Origin of the sequence: Puniceibacterium confluentis (assembly GCF_007923445.1) — a bacterium.
Taxonomy (GTDB): domain Bacteria; phylum Pseudomonadota; class Alphaproteobacteria; order Rhodobacterales; family Rhodobacteraceae; genus Puniceibacterium; species Puniceibacterium confluentis.
The window spans coordinates 106757-125352 of record NZ_VOJI01000011.1; the positions used below are offsets into that span (position 1 = coordinate 106757).

At 62.5% G+C, this 18596-nt stretch carries 16 protein-coding genes; 7 read left to right on the forward strand and 9 right to left on the reverse strand.

All coding sequences use genetic code 11. The features are described from left to right. Positions 1 to 76 precede the first annotated feature (76 nt). The 4 genes from FOY53_RS13845 to FOY53_RS13860 all read left to right on the forward strand — a co-directional run bounded on the left by FOY53_RS13845 (position 77) and on the right by FOY53_RS13860 (position 5786). Positions 77 to 634 carry a tetratricopeptide repeat protein gene (locus FOY53_RS13845; protein ID WP_146589812.1) on the forward strand — a complete coding sequence of 186 codons (558 nt, stop codon included), beginning with the start codon at positions 77 to 79 and terminating at the stop codon, positions 632 to 634. A gap of 310 nt (positions 635 to 944) precedes the next feature. Further along, positions 945 to 2711 (forward strand): PQQ-dependent methanol/ethanol family dehydrogenase, encoded by a 1767-nt coding sequence (locus tag FOY53_RS13850; RefSeq protein WP_146589814.1) that lies wholly within the window; start codon positions 945 to 947, stop codon positions 2709 to 2711. 492 nt (positions 2712 to 3203) lie between these two features. After that, the gene (locus tag FOY53_RS13855; RefSeq protein ID WP_146589816.1) at positions 3204 to 3686 is read left to right on the forward strand and encodes a hypothetical protein; all 483 of its coding nucleotides are present in this window, start codon (positions 3204 to 3206) and stop codon (positions 3684 to 3686) included. 75 nt (positions 3687 to 3761) lie between these two features. After that, on the forward strand, positions 3762 to 5786 hold the full coding sequence (locus tag FOY53_RS13860) for a sigma-54-dependent Fis family transcriptional regulator (RefSeq protein ID WP_146589818.1): 2025 nt from the start codon (positions 3762 to 3764) through the stop codon (positions 5784 to 5786). A gap of 84 nt (positions 5787 to 5870) precedes the next feature. On the opposite strand, the gene FOY53_RS13865 is transcribed toward FOY53_RS13860, so the two are convergent. The 8 genes from FOY53_RS13865 to FOY53_RS13900 form a co-directional block, all read right to left on the reverse strand. After that, positions 5871 to 6914, reverse strand: a complete 1044-nt coding sequence (locus FOY53_RS13865) for an NAD(P)-dependent alcohol dehydrogenase (RefSeq protein WP_146589820.1) — start codon at positions 6912 to 6914, stop codon at positions 5871 to 5873. Between the two features lie 57 nt (positions 6915 to 6971). Then, complete coding sequence (locus tag FOY53_RS13870) at positions 6972 to 8609, reverse strand: molecular chaperone GroEL (protein ID WP_146589822.1); 1638 nt, start codon at positions 8607 to 8609, stop codon at positions 6972 to 6974. 71 nt (positions 8610 to 8680) lie between these two features. Then, positions 8681 to 9484, reverse strand: a complete 804-nt coding sequence (locus FOY53_RS13875) for a metal-sulfur cluster assembly factor (RefSeq protein ID WP_146589825.1) — start codon at positions 9482 to 9484, stop codon at positions 8681 to 8683. A 4-nt stretch (positions 9485 to 9488) separates the two neighbouring features. Beyond that, complete coding sequence (locus tag FOY53_RS13880; RefSeq protein ID WP_146589827.1) at positions 9489 to 10514, reverse strand: amidohydrolase family protein; 1026 nt, start codon at positions 10512 to 10514, stop codon at positions 9489 to 9491. Between the two features lie 86 nt (positions 10515 to 10600). Continuing rightward, on the reverse strand, positions 10601 to 10972 hold the full coding sequence (locus tag FOY53_RS13885) for an MmoB/DmpM family protein (RefSeq protein ID WP_146589829.1): 372 nt from the start codon (positions 10970 to 10972) through the stop codon (positions 10601 to 10603). Positions 10973 to 11004: 32 nt separating this feature from the next. Then, a complete protein-coding gene (locus FOY53_RS13890; protein WP_146589831.1) occupies positions 11005 to 12069 on the reverse strand; it encodes an aromatic/alkene monooxygenase hydroxylase subunit beta in 1065 nt (354 codons plus the stop codon). A gap of 50 nt (positions 12070 to 12119) precedes the next feature. Then, positions 12120 to 13178: an NADH:ubiquinone reductase (Na(+)-transporting) subunit F gene (locus tag FOY53_RS13895; RefSeq protein ID WP_146589833.1), complete on the reverse strand. Its 1059-nt coding sequence runs from the start codon at positions 13176 to 13178 to the stop codon at positions 12120 to 12122. An 88-nt stretch (positions 13179 to 13266) separates the two neighbouring features. After that, the gene (locus FOY53_RS13900) at positions 13267 to 14931 is read right to left on the reverse strand and encodes a ferritin family protein (RefSeq protein ID WP_146589835.1); all 1665 of its coding nucleotides are present in this window, start codon (positions 14929 to 14931) and stop codon (positions 13267 to 13269) included. Positions 14932 to 15957: 1026 nt separating this feature from the next. On the opposite strand from FOY53_RS13900, the gene FOY53_RS13905 reads away from it, so the two are divergent. The 3 genes from FOY53_RS13905 to FOY53_RS13915 are packed head-to-tail and all read left to right on the forward strand — an operon-like array spanning position 15958 to position 17532. Continuing rightward, on the forward strand, positions 15958 to 16191 hold the full coding sequence (locus FOY53_RS13905; RefSeq protein WP_146589837.1) for a hypothetical protein: 234 nt from the start codon (positions 15958 to 15960) through the stop codon (positions 16189 to 16191). A gap of 2 nt (positions 16192 to 16193) precedes the next feature. After that, positions 16194 to 17324 (forward strand): WD40 repeat domain-containing protein, encoded by a 1131-nt coding sequence (locus FOY53_RS13910; protein ID WP_146589839.1) that lies wholly within the window; start codon positions 16194 to 16196, stop codon positions 17322 to 17324. A gap of 25 nt (positions 17325 to 17349) precedes the next feature. Beyond that, positions 17350 to 17532, forward strand: coding sequence for a hypothetical protein (locus FOY53_RS13915; RefSeq protein ID WP_146589841.1), 183 nt, complete (start codon positions 17350 to 17352; stop codon positions 17530 to 17532). Here the strand turns inward: FOY53_RS13915 and FOY53_RS13920 are convergent. Beyond that, a complete protein-coding gene (locus FOY53_RS13920) occupies positions 17529 to 18497 on the reverse strand; it encodes a hypothetical protein (protein WP_146589843.1) in 969 nt (322 codons plus the stop codon). The genes FOY53_RS13915 and FOY53_RS13920 overlap by 4 nt on opposite strands. Positions 18498 to 18596 lie beyond the last annotated feature (99 nt).

The window sequence follows — 18596 nt, forward strand, 5'->3', positions numbered from 1 at the left end:
TGGCTGCGGTCCGCCGCCCCTGTTCCGGCCCGGCTGGCGACGGATGTCCGCGCCGCGCATTGGAAAGGAACACGCGATGATCCGAAGCATTCTCAGCCCCGCGGTTGTGTGTCTGTTCGCACTGACCCACGGAGTCAGCGCGCAAGAGGCCGCGACGGACGATTACGGCAGCCTCAACCCGGATGAGATGACCCTGAACCGGGTGCTGGAGGACTCCGCAGGCGGGGCGGTGGATATGGTGACCTGCGCCACCGGCTACATGCTGACCAAGTCAGGCAACCACGCAGCCGCCCGGGCGCTGTTCCGGCGCTGTGCCGAAGCGGGCTATACCGGCGCCATGACCTGGATGAGCCAGCTGGACAACAACGGGCTGGGGGCGGAATACAATCCCGAAGCCTCGGCCGACTGGGACCGGCGGGCGGCCGAAGCCGGGGATCCGGTCGGACAGCTCAACCACGGAATCAACCTGCTGCGCGGTCACGGCATCGCCCGCGACGAGGCGCAGGGCCGCGCCTTTGTGGACCGCGCCGCCACGGCCGGACTGCCGGCCGCGCAGCGTCTGGCCGGGGCGGCCTACGACCTGGACGAGGTGACGCCGGACGCCGACAACTGGAAATATGCTCCTGGCTTCTGACCCCTACAAAATGTGTAGCTGAGACCTATACGACCTTTGGACACCGCCGTCCGCAAAGCCGCCTCCAGGGGCGGCTTTGCCGTTTCGGGCCGCGAAAATCGGCCAGAAACCGTGGTTTTTCGGCAAAAATGACCGATTCCGCTGCATTTCCGGAAGTGGTCGCGGCGTCCCTGTCAATGCTGCCTCGGTCGTACGACCTAAGCGCCGTATGTCAGGGACGGCGTATCCTTATAGTCCGGAACCGGAGGACAGACGCCGGTTGCACCCTGCACGTCGGCGCTCAGACACCACCACTCAAGGGAGGACCGGAATGAACAAATTCATCGCTACCGTCACCATCAGCATGCTGGCCGCGACCGCGGCCACGGCGCAGGTCACCGAAGAAATGATCGCCAGCGATCAGACCATGACGAACCAGATCGTCTCCAACGGCATGGGGCGCGACCTTCAGCGCTATTCGCCGCTGGACATGATCACCAAGGACAACGTCAAGAACCTTGTCCCCGCCTGGGCCTTCAGCCTTGGCGGCGAAAAGCAGCGTGGCCAGGAGACCCAGCCGCTGATTTACGACGGCGTGATGTATGTCACTGGATCGTATTCGCGCCTTTACGCCATCGACGTGATGACCGGCGAAGAGCTGTGGCAGTACGATGCCCGCCTGCCCGAAGGCATCCTGCCCTGCTGTGACGTGGTCAACCGGGGCGCTGCAATCTACGGCGACAAGATCTATTTCGGCACCCTGGATGCCCGCATCGTGGCACTGGATCTGAAAACGGGTGACGTGGTCTGGCGTGATCAGATCGCCGACTACAAGGCCGGCTATTCCTATACCGCAGCCCCCCTGATCGTGGATGGCCTTGTCATCACCGGCAACTCGGGCGGTGAATTCGGCATCGTCGGCGAAGTGCAGGCGCGTGACGCCGAAACCGGCGACCTGGTCTGGACCCGCCCGGTGATCGAAGGCCACATGGGCACCCTGAACGGCGAAGAAAGCACGATGACCGGCACGCTGAATGCGACCTGGCCGGGCGACATGTGGAAGACCGGCGGCGGTGCCACATGGCTGGGCGGTTCCTATGATGCCGACACCGACACGCTGGTGTTCGGCGCCGGCAACCCGGCCCCCTGGAACAGTCACCTGCGCAACGCCGGCACCCCGGTCGAGGGCAACGCCGGCGACAACCTCTATGCCGCCTCACGTATCGGCATCGACCCCAAGACCGGCGACATCAAGTGGCACTTCCAGACCACACCGCGCGAAGGCTGGGATTATGACGGTGTGAACGAAGTCGTCGCCTACACCGACCGCCAGGGCAACAAACGGTTCGGCACTGCGGACCGCAACGGCTATTTCTACGTGCTGAACCGCGAGGATGGCGCCTTTGTCTCGGCCAAGCCCTTCGTCAAGGACATCACCTGGGCCAGCGGCATCGACGACACCGGCCGCCCGATCTTCAACGAGGAAAACCGCCCCGGTGATCCCTCAGCGGCGACCGATGGCACCAAGGGCGAAGTCGTGTTCTCGTCGCCGTCGTTCCTCGGGGGCAAGAACTGGATGCCGATGGCCTTCAGCCAGAAGACCGGCAACTTCTATGTGCCCTCCAACGAATGGGGCATGGACATCTGGAACGAGCCGATCACCTACAAGAAGGGCGCGGCCTACCTCGGGTCCGGCTTTACCATCAAGCCGAACTACGAGGATCACATCGGCTCGCTCAAGGCGATCGACCCCGACACCGGCGAATGGGTCTGGGAATACAAGAACGACGCACCGCTCTGGGGCGGCGTGATGACCACAGCCGGGGGCCTCGTGTTCTTTGGTACCCCCGAAGGCAAGTTCCTCGCACTGGATGACGAAACCGGCGAGACGGTGTGGTCGTTCCAGACCGGGTCCGGCATCGTCGGCCAGCCCGTCACCTGGGATCAGGACGGCGAGCAGTATGTCTCGGTCATTTCCGGCTGGGGCGGTGCTGTGCCGCTCTGGGGCGGCGAAGTGGCCAAGAAGGTCAGCTACCTCAATCAGGGCGGCATGGTCTGGACATTCCGCCTGCCCAAGGAACTGGCCGCGCTGCAGTAAGCGGTCTTGCCAAAGGTCTCTGACCGAAGCGCCCGGTGATGTCACCGGGCGCTTTTTTGTGCCTGCCGGATCCCGGATATCAGGGTGCTTCGGCACCCGGGGACGGCGTGATGGCAAAAACTGTGACATGTAGTACCCGCGTACCACCCGGCCGCGGACAGCATGACGTATAGAGGCCGGGCACTGCTTAGCTGCATGTGACGAACCGGAAACCGAAGGTCGGCTTCCGGCAGTAAAACGACAGGTCCCGGGCCCGTCAGTTGCCTGGGGCCGACCCGGTCAGATGCGCATCTGCGGGGCGGGTGCCCGTGTGGATGGTTTGCGAACTGCCTTGTTTTGTTGGGAATTCTGGCAATAGGAGTGGACTTGTAATTTCACCTGTGCTTAGTTTTGTGTCGCAAAGGCGACAGGTTGACGCATTTTTATACGAACCGTGAATGAGAAGGTTTCTGCCCCTGTTGGGAGGCATGGGGCAGAAACCGCAGGGAGGACATGGTGGATATCTTTTCGAAAAAAGAGGGGCCGCGGCGCGAAGACGTCGTGGCCAAGCGGCTGATCAGCGAGAACCGGCAGACGATTCACCGGCTGGCGGATCAGATCAGCGGCGGCGGATATTCCGCGTCGCGCAAGGCTGCGGCCAAGGCCAAGGAACCGCCAAAGCCCGAGGGGTTGAACATCCATCTGTTGGGCGGCAGCGCCCCGGCCTCTCCACCGGATCCCAGAGTGCGGATCAGCCTGAACAAACGGGTTGTGGTGATGGATGCCAATTCCGGCAGACAAATGCAGTTTCTGGGCCAGATGCGGGTGCGGGATGGCCAGACCTATTTCGCGCTGGCAACCAGGACCAACGGCTTTGTCTCTCCTGTCGATGACGAGACCGAGCGCCAGCTGGCCGATCTGAACGGCGTGGTGATCGAATCGTCCGAGATCGAGGTGAAGTTTGTCGGGGTGATCCGCGAGCGCCTCAACTTCTGACGGCGGGCGCAAGGTTATCACTGCCGACAAGGGCCGCGGGGGATCTTCCCCGATCATCCTGGTAAAAGAAGCGTGATGCGAACCAACTATTTCAAATCGTCCAATCCCGGGCCGTCGCCCCGCTTTGCCACCGGTGCCGATCACGCGCAGCGTGACACCATGCGCGCCTGGGAAGGGTTTGTGGAAAATGGCATAGCGTCTGAGCAGGCCCGGAAGTCGGTCCGCTCGGAGATCCTTGAATCCTGGGAGCGTTGCAGCGATCTGGGTATCAGCGCCGCCTCGAATGCCACTCCGCAAAAGGTCGACGAGGATGGCGTTACGGCGCTGCGCTCCAAGAACAACTGTCTGGTCACCGCCGCGCGTGCGGCGTTCGAGCGACTGTCGCCGCATCTGAACGAATCCGGCGCGATCATGATCCTGGCCGACAATACCGGGGCGATCATCGAAACCATTGGCGATTTCAAGACGCTGGATGCCGGCCGCGACATCCGGCTGGAGGTGGGCGGCGTCTGGAAGGAAAGCCTGATCGGCACCAATGGGATCGGCACCGCGCTGCGCACCGGCAAGCCGACCTATGTGCATGCCTCGGAACACTTCTGCGTTGGCATCAAGGCCTGGACCTGCGCCGGTGTGCCGGTGTTCGATCCGCTGGACCGCTCCATCGTCGGGGTGGTGGACCTGTCCGGGCCGCCGGATATCTTTCAGCGGCACAATCTGGCCCTGGTGGTCGCTGCCGCCCGCGAGATCGAGATTGCCCTCGCCGAACAGCAACGCGAAGAACGCACGCTGCTGCTCGAGGCGTTCATTGATCTGCCCAAGCCGCGCGACAACGACGATGCGATCGTGCTTCTGAATTCTGCGGGCCGCATCGTGTTCAGCCGCAATGCGGACAAGGACAGTCAGGGCAAGCCGGACGACCTTGTAGTCGGACGGCATCTGATGTCGCTGGATGCCAGCATGACCGACGGCGATCTGGCGGCGGCTTTGCCTGCGGGTTTGACGGCCAAGGCGATAGACATACTGAAAACCGGCAACACGCTGCGGGGCGCGGTGCTGATCCTTCCCTCGGGCAAGGCGTCGCCGCGGCGGCCCAAGCCCGCCGAAATCCGTATCCGGCCGCGCCGTGGCATCCAGGAAGACGACATCCACATCATCGGCGACTGCCCCAAGATGCTGGAAACCTTCGAATTTGCCCGCCGCGCGGCGCTGGCCAAGGCCACGGTTCTCATTCAGGGCGAAACCGGGGTCGGCAAAGAGTTGTTTGCCCGGCTGATCCACAGCCATCACCCGGCGCCGGATGCCCCCTATGTGGCGGTCAACTGCGCCGCCATCTCAGGCGAGCTTATCGGCGGTGAACTTTTCGGCCATGTGGCCGGGGCCTTTACCGGTGCGCTGCGCGAGGGAAAACCGGGCCGGTTCGAGAACGCCAACAACGGAGTGCTGTGCCTCGACGAGATCGGCGATATGCCGCGCGAGTTGCAGACCTACCTTCTGCGGACATTGGAACAGCGCGCGGTCTACCGTATCGGCTGCAACAAGCGCAGGCCGATCGACGTGCAGCTGGTGGCGATGACCAACCGCAACCTGCGCCATGACATCGAAGAGGGCCGGTTCCGCCGGGATCTGTTCTACCGGATCGGAACCATCGTCATCAACGTGCCGCCGCTGCGCGAACGGGGCCGGGATCTGGACCTGCTGATTGACCACTTCAACCACAAGCTTTGTGCCCGCTTCGAACGCGCGCCACTGGTCTTCGACGACCAGGCGATGACAGTGCTGCGCGGGTATTCCTGGCCCGGCAACGTGCGCGAACTGCGCAATGTGGTCGAGCGCCTGTGCCTGTTGCACGGCGATGGAATCGTGTCCGTCATGAACCTGCCGGAAGAAATCCGCGAGCCGGGATCCGATCGTTTTCTGCCGGGTGACGGGCCACGCAACGCCGGGACCTCGATGGATCTGGACGAAATTGAATCGGTGGCCATTCAGCGGGCCATCGAGCAGGAGAACGGCAATCTGACCAAGGTGGCAACCGTGCTCGGCATTTCCCGTCCGACGCTCTACCGCAAGATCCGGCAGTACGGGCTGGAACGGCGGAAATGAAACGGCCCGCCACGGCCCCTGCGGGGGAAGGGCGCCGCGGCGGGTGTGGCCCGGTTCCCAAAGCGGGAACCGGGCGGGACAGGGTCAGGGTACGATGACGCCGCGGCCGGTGAACCGGCGGTTCTTGAAGTCGTCGATGCCCTTGTTGATGTCGGCCAGCGAAAACTCGGTCTGGTGCATTTTCACCAGCCCGTCGGCGTTCAGCTGCATCAGCTCGACCAGTTCGGTATAGTCCCCGACCAGCGAGCCGCCGATCTTGATTTCGTTGACCACCAGTTCCAGCGTCGGCACCTCGATCGTGCCGCCGTAGCCGACAACGATCAGCTCGCCGCCCTGACGCAGAAGTTTCCAGCAGACGTTTTCGACACCCAGCTCACCGACAAAGTCGATCACCACATGGCTGCCGCCGCCGGTCACGTCCTTGATCTCGTCGATCAGGTTTGCGCCGCCGTCCAGCACGATATCGGCGCCCAGCTCCTTGGCCAGAACCCGCGCGCCGGGTTCGCGGTCCACGGCGATCACGCGGGCGCCGCAGAGATGCTTGAGGCACTGGATCGCGATATGGCCGAGTCCTCCGACCCCCAGCACCGTCACGTAGGCCCCGGGATAGACCAGCCGGGCGGCGCGTTTGGCGGCGCGATAGGCGGTGATGCCGGCGTCCGCCATCGGCGCGACCTCGAGAGGGGTGACATTGGTGTTGAGCTTGATCAGCGAACTTTCCGTCGTCAGGAAATACTCGGCAAAGCCACCGTCGAGCCCCAGGCCGGGGAACAACCCGTGATCGCAATACATGTCATGGCCATAGCGACAGTTGAGGCAGATGCCGCAGCTGCGGTGCGGGTGGCAGATCACCGCGTCGCCGGGTTTGACCGAAGTGACATTGCTGCCCACATCCTCGACCCAGCCGGCATTTTCATGCCCCATGACATAGGGCAGCAATCCGCCCTGCGGGTCCATGATGTCCTTCCAGGCCCCTTCGATGATGTGCAGGTCGGTGCGGCAAAGCCCCGCTGCGCCGACCTTGACCACCACTTCGTCAGGGTGGTTCACCGTGGGGGCGGGCACTTCTTCGATCCTGAGCTGGGTGTTCATTTCGGGGTCGTATTCGTATAGCCGTGCAGCTTTCATCTTGCGCTCCTTTTCTGAGTTTGGGTCCGGTGCAGCGGGGACTGCACCGGGGCAGGGTCAGGCGCGACCCAGCAGTTCCGCGCCGCCGCCCAGGGCCGGCCCGGCGGTGGGGTCGGCTTCGCCTTCGGCCAGATCGCCCACCAGGGTTTCGGTGGTCAGGATCAGCACGGCGACCGAGGTGGCGTTGACCAGCGCGCTCGCCGTCACCCGCGCCGGGTCGATGATGCCGGCCTCGTACATGTCGCGGAATTCGCCGACCGAGGCGTCAAAGCCGTGCCCGTCGGGGGCCGAGATCACCGTGGCCACGACGGCGGTGGCATCAGCCCCGGCGTTGCTGGCGATGCGTTCCACCGGCCGGGTCAGGACCGAGCGGACCAGTTCGACTCCGCGCAGCACATCGCCCTGGTTCGAGGACACCAGATCGTCGAGGATCGGCCCGATCTGCGCCAGGGCAGTGCCGCCGCCCGCCAACACACCGTCTTCGGCGGCGGCGCGCACCGCGCACAGCGAATCCTCGATCAGCTGGATCTTGCGTTTCTGTTCGACCGGGGTGAAGCCGCCGGCATAGATCACCGCCGTGCCGCCCGAGAGTTTCGAGAGCCGGTCGCGCAGCTTGTCCTGCTCGATGTTCGGCGGGGCGACGTCGTGCTGGCGCTGGACCTGATCGCGGCGCGCCTTGATGTGCGCCGGGTCACCTTCGCCGCGGATGATGCTGGTGAAACTGGAGGTGACCTTGACCTTGTGGGCGCCGCCCAGTTGCGCGAGCGTCACGTTCTCGATCTTGCGGCCCAGATCCCGCGCGATCACTTCGCCGCCGGTCAGAATCGCGAGGTCGTCCATCATCTGGGTCCGCCACTGGCCGTATTCGGGCGGGTGAACGATCAGGTACTTGCCGGCCCCGCCACCGTTCATCAGCGACACCACCACGTCCGGGGCGATTTCTTCGGCGATGATCAGCAGCGGGCGGCCTTCCTGGTCGGCAAGCGTGCGGGCGGTCTGCAGCAGATCGGGGTGCGGGATCTTCTGGTCGGTGAGCAGGATCAGCGGATTGTCCAGCACCGCTTCCATCGCCTCGCGGTCGGTGACCATGTGATGCGAGATATAGCCGCGATCAAAGGACATGCCCTCGACCACCTCCAGCGTGGTGTCGATTGTGACCGAGAAATCGGCGCTGATCACGCCCTCCTTGCCGACGCGGCGAAAGGCCTGCGCCACAAGCGCGCCCAGTTCGCTGTCGGTGGCCGAGACCCGCGCCACCGCCTCGAGGTATTCGGGGTGGTCGTCACACGAGCGGGCGGTGGCGTTCAGCCCCGAAACGATCTTGTCCACCGCAAGTTCGATGCCCTTGCACAGGTCGACCGGCTTCACGCCTTCCTCGGTGATCTTGACGCCGCGCTGGATCAGCGCATTGGCGAGAACGATGGCGGTGGTGGTGCCGTCGCCGGCCACTTCGTTGGTCTGCATCGACACTTCGCGCACCACCTGAGCGCCCATGTTCTCAAACCGGTCAGGCAGTTCGATCTCGGAAGCGATCGACACCCCGTCACGGGTCACCAGCGGCGTGCCGACCGGACGGTCGATCATGGCGTTCAGCCCCTTGGGCCCCAGCGTCGGTTCGACCGCGGCGGCCAGCTTCAGGACGCCGGAGGCCAGCGCGCGCCGCGCGGTGCCGTTGTGAATGATGAGTTTGGCCATAGTATTCTCCCTCCCGGGTCACGAAGGCCCGGGTCTCTTGTGTGAATGTGCTTTCGTGTCCGTGGCCGCGCCTAGCGGGTGGCACGGTCCTGCCGAGGCGGCACGCGGTTCTGGATGAAGTCGATCAGGGTCGGCCCGTCCGCGCCGATACGGACCTCTTTGTACCGCGTGGACTGAAGCCCGCGGCACAGCGCGCCGTTGAACTCCATGTTGATCCGCACGCCCCGCAGCTTGGCGAGATAGTCGCGCAGTCCCGCGGTGGTGAGCCGCGCGCCGTCCCAGGTCACAAAGGCCGGATCCGCGGGCAGTCCCGCCAGCCCCTGCGCCAGCAGCAACGCGCGGTAGCGTGGCTTCTGCTTGCGCTCTTCCTCGCCCTGAAAGGCAATGCCGTCCAGGGTGCCAAGGGTCATGTCGACGATGTCCTGCGCCGAGTACCCCCAGGCTTCGAGCGCCAGAAGCAGCGTTTCCTGTCGCCGCACAAAGGCCTTTTCGAGGAATTTCATGCGGACGGCGTGCAGATCGTCGCCATCGCAATAGGCCGCGAAGACTTCGGAAAAGGGCCGGTCGCTGTTGACACCGGCGTTGACCTTGTCGGCAAAGCAGTGATCGTTCAGCGTGACCTGCACCTGTTCCACCCAGGGCATCCGGCCAACGGCGATGCGGATGTCAAAGGCCATCAGGAAGGCAAAGTTCGGCGAACACCAGTAGGTCGGAAGCCGAAAATCGACTTCCACCCGTTTTCTGTCGGGAAAGACCGCGATCCTCTCGACAAAGCCCATGTCGGTCACGGGTTCGTCGAGTTCGGGGTCGGTGACCTGTTCGAGGCAGTCCCAGACATCGGCCTCGAGTTCGGTTTTCTGAAACTCCAGAAACATCGGACTATTCCGCCGCGATCTGGACGGGCGCAGCGCCAAGCTCGGCCTTCTTGGCCGCGACGTCGATGTTGTAGAGTTTGGCGGCGTTCAGACCCAGGATCTTTTCCTTGATCTCGTCCGTCAGCTGCACACCGCCGCGCTCGGCCGAGATATCCTCGGGGATCTGATAGTTCCAGAACTGGTCCACCAGCCAGCCCGGCGTCCAGATTGCGTAATCCGAGCCGAACAGCAGCTTGTCCTCGCCAACCCACCAGAGCAGTTCGGCCATGACCTCGCCAAAGTAGCGGGGGCGCGAATGTACAAACGGCATCGCAACCGCAAGGCCGGCGTAGACGTTGGATTCCTGCGTGGCGATCCAGCAGAAGTCGTCCAGACGGGGCAGGCCGCAGTGTTCGACGATCCAGTTCAGGTTCACAAAGTCGGTGGCCGCGTGGTCGACGTCATGCACGTCGAAGGCATCCTTGTTCAGCGGCCGGATCGTCGGGCCCTTGTGGACATGGATGTTGCGGATGCCGAGCTTTTCGCACAGTTCGAAGCATTTGTAGGCTTCGGGATCGTTCAGCGCCCAGCCCTTGCTTTCGCCGTTCCATTCAGCGGTGTACATCTTGACGCCCTGAATGTTGAAAGTCTCCTTCATGTAGTGGATGTATTCCAGCGCCTTCTGGCCGTCCCGCGGATCGAAGGAGCCATTGACGATGAAACGCTCGGGGTGGCGCGACGCCATGTCGGTGCTGCGCTCGATGCTGGAAAAGCCGTCCTTGTAGAAATCGCGCAGATAGGTCGACTGGATGATCGCCATGTCATCCGGACCGTCGACAAAGAGGTCGCGATAGATGTCATCCGCGGAATATTTCTGGAACCGGCCCTTTTCCCAGAGATGCTCGGGCGGGCTCAGGTTGGTGTGGTAGGCGTAAAAGCAGTCGATGAACTGTTCGCCGTGCACGTTGGACTGGTTCTCGGGGCTCGCGTCCCAAAAATGGGTGTGCCCGTCGAGCACAAAGATTTCCTTGCCGTCCTTGGTGGTGTACATGTTGCAGCTCCTTGTCGGGATTTTGTTTTTTGGAAGAAAGACTGCAAACCCGGCCGGGAGGAGACCGGGCTTGCAGGAGGTCGGCGTTATTCGATGTATTCGAAAACGTCGTCCATATTGCCGAACAGGATGATGGTGTTCTCATCCACCCGAACCATCCGCCCGTAGTGGGTCGAGGTGTTCACCTCGAAGGTCTCGGCCGTCATGTCACGGCCCAGGTATTCGCTGATCTCGTCCATCTTGAAGACCAGCTTGCCCTCGCCGTCGACCCGGATCGTGGCCGGGTTGTGGGTCACGGTGACGGCGGGATCCTGATCCATGAATTCGGCGATTGCGCGGGCTTCGACCGAGTCATTCATGGTCACACCGCACTGGTGTGAAATGGTCTGATCAAAGGTGATGTCCTTCATCGCCTTGAAAATATTGCTCTTGGACGCGTCGCGTGCAGTACTCGACATGTGCGTTACTCCTTGGGGTTGGCGGCTGAAGGTTAGAGGCTGAGACCGAGTTCCGAGAGGATCTGCCCGACGCGTTCCTGCGACACGGCCTTGACGTCGTGGAACGACACCGGCTTGGAATGCGGCTGCGACCAGATCGGCTGCAACGCCAGGGCGGCCTTTTCAGCCAGAGCACCGTGCTTCTGTGCCCAGGACTGGAACAGCGCCTTGTTGTGCGCGCCGTGCTGCGCGTCATTCACCAGCAGATACATCAGGTCGATCGTGTTCGCGAGATTGCGCTCGTAGTCCGCCTCGGCGGCCGAGATCACCGGCGGGGTGATGAAATCGTTGTTGGCCGCCGCCGCCTGCATCAGGAAGCCCGAGCGGAACAGTTCGCCCACCATCGGTTCAAAGATGATGTTGGTGGCGAAATACTGCTCCAGATAATCCTCCGAACCCATGATGGTTTCGATGGCTTCGCGTGTCGGCTGCCAGATCGGATCTTCCAGCCAGCACTTTTTGCCCAGATCATCGTCCCAGCCGTCGATATCCATGCCGATTTCTGCGAGATACAGCGTGATGTCCTGGGTCAGGCGCATCTTGTAGGACGAGTTGGTCAACGTCGCGTTGTTGATCATCTGGGTGTAGCCGTAGCGCTGCGCCTGCATCATCGAGGTGCCGAGGCCGAATTCGGCATGTTTCCACGCACCCAGATGGGACTGCAGGATGCGGTTCCAGGTCTTGTCAAAGGCGGCATGGGCACCGGCCTTGCGGGCGTTGGAGATCACCGCCTGCACCATCGACACGATCTTGGACTGGCGCTGATAGTGGGTCCGCTCCCACTCCTGATCCGGCGCGCGGAAGGCATGCCAGTTCGAGCTCAGCGCGGCGGTGTTGTCCTTGACATAGGCGCCGCCGCCCTTGCCGCCCTCGAACTCGATGATCCAGTTCTGGATCAGATAGCGTTCGGGGTCGGGCTGGACGTCGACCGTGACATCCTCGTAATGCGTGGCGCGTTTTCCGCGCGGTTCAAAGTAGTTGTATTTGCGGCTTTTGGACCCCACGAACTGTGCGGCGCCTGCGGCACCCGATCCGACGGAACTTGATGTAGCTACCATTGTAGCCTCCCTTGGTTGGTTGTTGTCACGTGACGAGCGATCAACCCAAATCAGTGAGTTGATGAACCGGACGTCGGCGTGAACTTGTCGAAGAAAATACGTTCGGATTCGAAGCCGTTCATGAACAGCACCGGTGTCAGGGCGTCGATCATCGGCGGGGGACCGCAGGCATAGATGTCGCCTTCGCCATCCGCGTTCATCGCCTTGAGCCGCCGGTCCACGGTTTCATGCACAAAGCCGCGCTCGCCCGTCCAACTGGCATCGTCCTCGGCATGGCTCAGCACCGGGATGAATTCGACGGTGGGATAGGCCCTGGTCAGTGCGTCGATTTCGTCCAGCTTGAACAGGTCGCTCTGCGCGCGCGCGCCATAGAAGAACAGGATCGGGCGATCCTCGGCGCTGGTGATCTGATCGTGCAGGATCGACCAGACCGGCGACATGCCGGATCCGGCCCCCACCAGCACTACGGGTCCTTGTCGCTCTTCCCGTCGGAAGCACATTCCGAAGGGGCCGCTGACCTTGACGGTGGCGCCTTTCCTGATCCCGCCGGAGTCGAGCTCGTTGGAGAACCGTCCGTCGGGGTATTTCTTGATGATGAAAGAGAGCTTTTGGCCTTCGCTCGGCGGATTTGCCATGGAGAACGAGCGTGTAATCTCCTCCCCCGCTTCGGTGGTGACGGTGATGTCGACATATTGGCCCGCCCAAAATTTGAGCGGTGTGTCAATTTCGATCTCAACACCGCGGATGTCGTGGGTCAGCTTCTGGAAATCGGTGATCTGGCCGGTGAATTCCTTGACCGGGATGGATTTCGACATGAGCTCTTCGTCAAAGTTCAGAAGCTCCAGTTCGACATCGCTGTAGGCCACGGCGCGGCACATCAGGATATGGCCGCTCTCGCGCTCAAAGTCATTCAACGCGAAGGTCGAATACTTCAGCATGTCCGTTTCGCCGTCGAGCTGCACGCATTTGCAGGCGGAACATTGGCCGACCTTGCACCCGTGTGGCAGCGGGATGCCCTGCCGGAACGCTGCATCAAGGATGGTCTCTTCTTCTTCCACCTCGAATTCGACACCAACCGGTTCCAGGCGAACGGTGTACACTTCACTCATTTCTCGAGTCTCCTGTGGCCCGAAGTCCTGACGGACTTCGTGGAGGGATGCAGTGCAGAGGGGCCGACCCGCGGCCCCTCCACATGGATCAGTTGCAGGGATTGATGGTGAACCCGGCGCGGTAGTCGGCCAGATGGGCCGCGCGCTCGGAGTCGGACATCGCGCGCAGGGCGTTCAGCGGCGAGCCAAGGATGTTGCCGCGGACGTCGTCGAGGGTCCACATGTCCTTGTTGTCAAAGCGCAGGTGCGGTTGCGGCACCAGAGTCTTGCCATCGTCGCGGACAAAGTTCAGGTCCTTGATCGCATCCGCGAGGTCCCAGCCGTCATACATGCTTTCCCATTCGCGCTTGCCCGAGAACTTGCCCATGGCCGGTGTCGGACGGCCCTGATATTCGTCCGAGAACGCTTCGACGGCGGTCCAGCGGTCAAGTTCATGCGCAAAGGTGTGCAGTTGACCGTCGATCTCGTCGACCACCATGTCCTCGCGGATGAGGCAGGGCACGAGGCACGACCAGCAGCGGTGCGGATAGACATAACCCGTCTCGCTGTTCATGGTGATGACCTTCTGGCCCGGCACGCTGAGTTTGGCGTACCATTTCCAGTACTCACCGAACTCGGCGTACCAGCCCGGATACTTGTGCTCGAACCATTCGAAGTCCTTCTCGGTCTGGGCTTCGATCCGCCAGAAGTTCACCGGCCAGCCGACCGAGAAGAACTGGGCGACCTTGTGGACGTAGTTCTTTTCGGTGATCCGCTTCCAGGCTTCCTGCACGTCGTCGTGATGGATCTTCACGCCGTATTTCTCGAGCGGCAGCATGTAGGTCCGGTAGTAATCCTCAAAGATCCAGCGATGCCACATTTCCGCGTAGGATTCCTTGTCCTTGTCGCGGTTGGTGGTGCCGTATTCGATGAAGGTGCCGATGGCGGCATCGACGATGGCGTGGTTCTGCCAGAAGGCATAGCGGATGTCGCGTTCCAGCAGCAGATGGTTGTCGGGCTCTTTCAGCGCGGCCATCAGCAGCGAGTGGCCGTTGCCGATGTGACGGCTTTCGTCCGATTGCACCGACAGGAACACCGTGGGCAGCGCATAGTCGCCGTTGCGCGCGGCTTCCGACGGCATCGCCACGAACAACGTGTTGGTAAAGGCAGTTTCCGCGACCACGGTCAGGTACATGCAGGCGGCGGTCATGGTGTCGCCGGTGATGAAGCCTTCGCCGAACTGACGGCCGATGGTGGTGGCGTAACACTTGCCGAAAGCCTCTTCGGTGATGTCAAAACCAGCCGGGTCGATGTAGTTTTCCATGTACCACTTCTTCAGGTTCATCTGAATCGTGGAGTGGCGGAATTCGTCCACCATCTGCATGGTAAAGCCGGTGCGCAGATCCTCGCCCGGGGCCAGGCGGGCGACCATGGCCATCGACCGCGCAGCCGAGATTTCCGGAAAGGGGATGATCGCCAGGAAAAGCTTCATCCATTCGATCCAGCGCGGTTCCACGTTGCGGAACATGTCGCCCCGCAGCGCCGCATCCAGCGCGCCGTACACCCGGTTGTCCTTTTCCTCTTCCATCGGGAAGTAGGAGCGCAGCACCTGCTTCATCGGATCGCGCGGCGCCTTGGTGATCTTGTAGTCCGACGGATAGGTGCTGGCTTCCTGCACATAGGTCGGATTCCAGCCCAGATCCGAAATCTTCTTGGTGGCTTCGCCCACCGAGATTCCCCGTTGGGAGGTAATTTTATTTAGCGTTATTGCCATGCCATGAGCCTCCTTCAGCTCTGACCGATCAAACGGTCTTGTTGGAGGCAGCGAATGCTGCCGGGTGTTCGGTCCGGGTTGCGGCGTCACGCCCGTCGGGCATGCTGCCGGTTCTGCGACCGATCGGTTCACGGCAAAGGTTTAAGATATGGAGTCCTCCGGCGGCGGTTGCGTCGGCCCATCGGGCGGACCTCTTCCGTCGTGTTTGCCGGTCTTCTCCTCCCTGTTCCTTCGTTCTTGGTGGTCCCCGTTGTCCGGGAACGCGGCGTTATGACTGGGGAGTTGTAAGAACCGTGCCAGATTGGTCGGCACGGTCGTAAATTCTGGATATTTTTGTGATGGGATGGGTGTAACTAATTGAAAGAAATATTTTTATTTCGATGAGATTTTTACCGCAGCCCACCTGGGCAGGGGGCAGGCTGGCAAAGGGCGCAGTGGTGCGGACACTGCGGGGCGTATCGTTTCTTTACGAATGTTACGTTCACCGGACAGAGTTACACCCGCTGTTACAGCACCGCCCCGGCAGACGCGGCCCCCTCGTGTACCGGGCCCGCCCGCCACCGGTCGCGCCGCACACATATTCTATGCAAGGAAAATTTCGCATCCGACGGTGGGGACTGCTGGCGGCGGATTGCAATCGGTTCCGGCGATCGCATGGCCGGATCCCGGCGCAGTGCTGCAGCGCCGCATCCGGCGGGGTGATTCGCGCGCGCTGCCCCGGCAGGATCAGCTGGAAAAACGGCAGTGTAATGTTCTGAAACCATTGAGCTTTACACATCGTAACGAAGTGTAACGAACTGCCGGAATCGGCCCGAAATAACTTGGAATGACCCGGGTTTTCGGACCTCAACTGCCTTTGTCACCGGGGCGGGCGGTGGTAATCTTGGGGTGGTCAGAGGGCAGAGAAAAGCCCGCATCTGGCATCAAAACTTTTGTATGCCAGCGCGTCGCGCGGCACGCCAAGCCACAAGCGAGCGCCCCATGTCCGGTCAATCCAGCCCCCTGCAAGACCTGTTTCACAAACGCATGTCCGTGATCACCGCCCTGTCGCAGGCCAACGCCGACTATCTGCGTGCGCTGCAACTGCGCAGCGGCAGTGACATCCTGCTGCTGAAGGACGATCTGACTCCGGTCGGTCAGGCTGCGCTGAACGAGGCGGAAACCGCGCTTGCCGCGTGCCAGGTGCGCATCGACACGCTGGAACAGGATCTGGCGCGGATCGACCTCGACATCCAAGCCACAGAAAACAGGGAGATATGACAATGGGCCAGCATGCCGCATCGGGGCTTTCGCTCTTTGATCTGCTTGCACGGGAATGGACGCTTGAAAGCGATATCGTTCAGACCGACTTCAGCCAGGATGAAAGTGTCGCCGTGTTCCGGCTGTCCTCGGGCAGGATTGCACTGGCGGCCACGGCGGACGGCGAAAGTCCGAAGATCCGCACCCGGATGGATCTGGAAACCGGGCGTACCACGATACGGCCGCGCGAAAAGCCTGTGCCAGCGCTGAAAGTCCCTTTGGTGCAGGTCCATCCGGGGTTGCCGGTGGTGCGCTTCGGCGCCCGGGGCTTTGCGGTGGTGGACGACAGCGGCGCCCTGCAGCAGGTCACGGCGGGCGGGCAGGTGGTCGAACGGCTCAAGCCCCGCGACGGCGCCGTGACAGCACTGTGCAGCGATGCCCGTGGCGCGGTTCTCGCGCTTGCCCGGGGGGATGCGATCACGGTCCTGACTGCCGCGGACATGACCACGACCCAGTCCCGCAGTCTGGACCATGCGGTAAGCTGTGTGGCGATCAGTCCGCAGGGGACGACCCTGGCTGCCTGGGGGCAGGGGATGCTGAGCCTGGTTGACCTTCGGGAGGCACAGAGGATGCCGCAGGTGATGGAATGCCCCGGTGATATTGCCGAAATCAGCTGGAACGCCACGGGCACCCACCTGTCCTGTGCGTCAGAGGACAAAAGCGTTGTCATCGTCAACCGGGGCAGCGGTGGCCTGCAACGGATCGAGGGGTTTCCGGCGCCGGTGCGCTACACCGCGTTCTGTGGCCCCGACGGTGCGCTCGTGGCCTCTGGCGCCTACCGGCTGGCCGCCTGGTCGGGCACCGATTTACCAGCCAATGACCGTCCCGGCACGCCGCTGAGCACCGGAAAGCCGGGCTTTGTTGCGATCAGTGCCATCGCTGCGCATCCCACGCGGCCGCTCGTCGCCAGCGGATATGCCAGTGGCCTGGTGGCAATAGCCAGCATCGGGTCACCCGAGGAAATGATGCTGCACCAGGAACGCGGCACCGACGTCGGCGCGATGCGCTGGTCCGCCTCGGGGACACATCTGGCGATCGGGTTTGCCTCCGGCAAGGCCGCGATCGTCACCTTCCCCGAACAGATGTTCAAATAATCCCAGACTGCCAAGGAGAGTCATCATGCAGACGCAACTTTCACCCGAAGAGATCAGCAAGGACCGGTTCTTTGCAAAACTTTCGGCGCTGTCCGAGGAAATGGTCGAGGAACACGGCAAGGACTTTGCCATGGGCGCCCTTGTCATGGCGGCCCAGTGGATCGCCAAGGCGCAGACCGGCGGCCCGCAGCGCGACACCACGCACTAGTGCTGATATCTTGCCGGTGGCGCTTCCGAGGCGGTGTCACTGGCAAGGCTCCAGCGCAGCTGATCCACGGTGATTTCCGAGATCCGCGCCGTCAGCGCCCCGAGCGGCCTGCCCGCCGGGTCGCCGCAACCGGCGGCGGCGATCTTCTGGACCGTTGCCAGATCCTCACCGAAATCCTTTTGCAGAACATGAGAGTAGGCGCACATCTCTTGCAGCCGCAATGTCACGAAATACAGACAGTCGCAGATCTGCGACAGGTTTCCGCCACCCGGCCGCTGCAGGGCCAGTCCGCCGGGACGGAACGATGTATGCACCGCTGTGCCAAGGATTGCGGTGACTTGTTTGCGCCAGGCCGCGTATTCGCCCGCCTGATCAAACTCGAGCCCGGCGCGGTAGAGCTGTTCGCTGACCGCCTTGAACGCCCGGCCCCCGGCGATATGGCGGCGCCAGAATTCGTTTGCCTCGTCGATGGTGGCACAGCCGACAAAGCGCCGGGCCAGTTTCGGGCGGGCCAGAAAGGCCAGCGCCATATCGACATCCTCCGAGATCGACCGCGCGATCTGCATCGCGGCTGCGGGCAGTTCTGTAAGAAACAGCAGGCGGATGGCGTCCAGCTGTTCGATCATCCGAAAGGTCAGGGCCTGCAACGCCTGCCACTGCGCGGGATCAAGCCGGGTGGCGCGCCCGTCACAGGCCAGAGCCGCGGTGCCGTTCAGCGCCCCGACCCAGATGATCGCCTGATCCAGCATGAACAGGTTGTCCACCGGCCCGCTGTCCGGCCCGCCGTCCCAGCCATCGACGCCGCGAAATCCGCGCAGGCGTCCCACGGTCGCGTGCCAGGCCTGATCCAGTTCGAGATTGCGCGCCGACCACATCTGCCGTGTCCGGGCCAGCAGTTGCGGCGACAGCCCGGCATAACTTTTCTCGAGAGTGGCGGCGGGGGGGAAGGTGAGGTCGCTCAGCATGACGGCAGCACTGCCTCCTGTCTGCGGCAAGAGTACCAGACCGGAGTCAGCCGACAACCGCTGAAACGGACCCCGACCGGATTTTCCTGTCCCGTCACC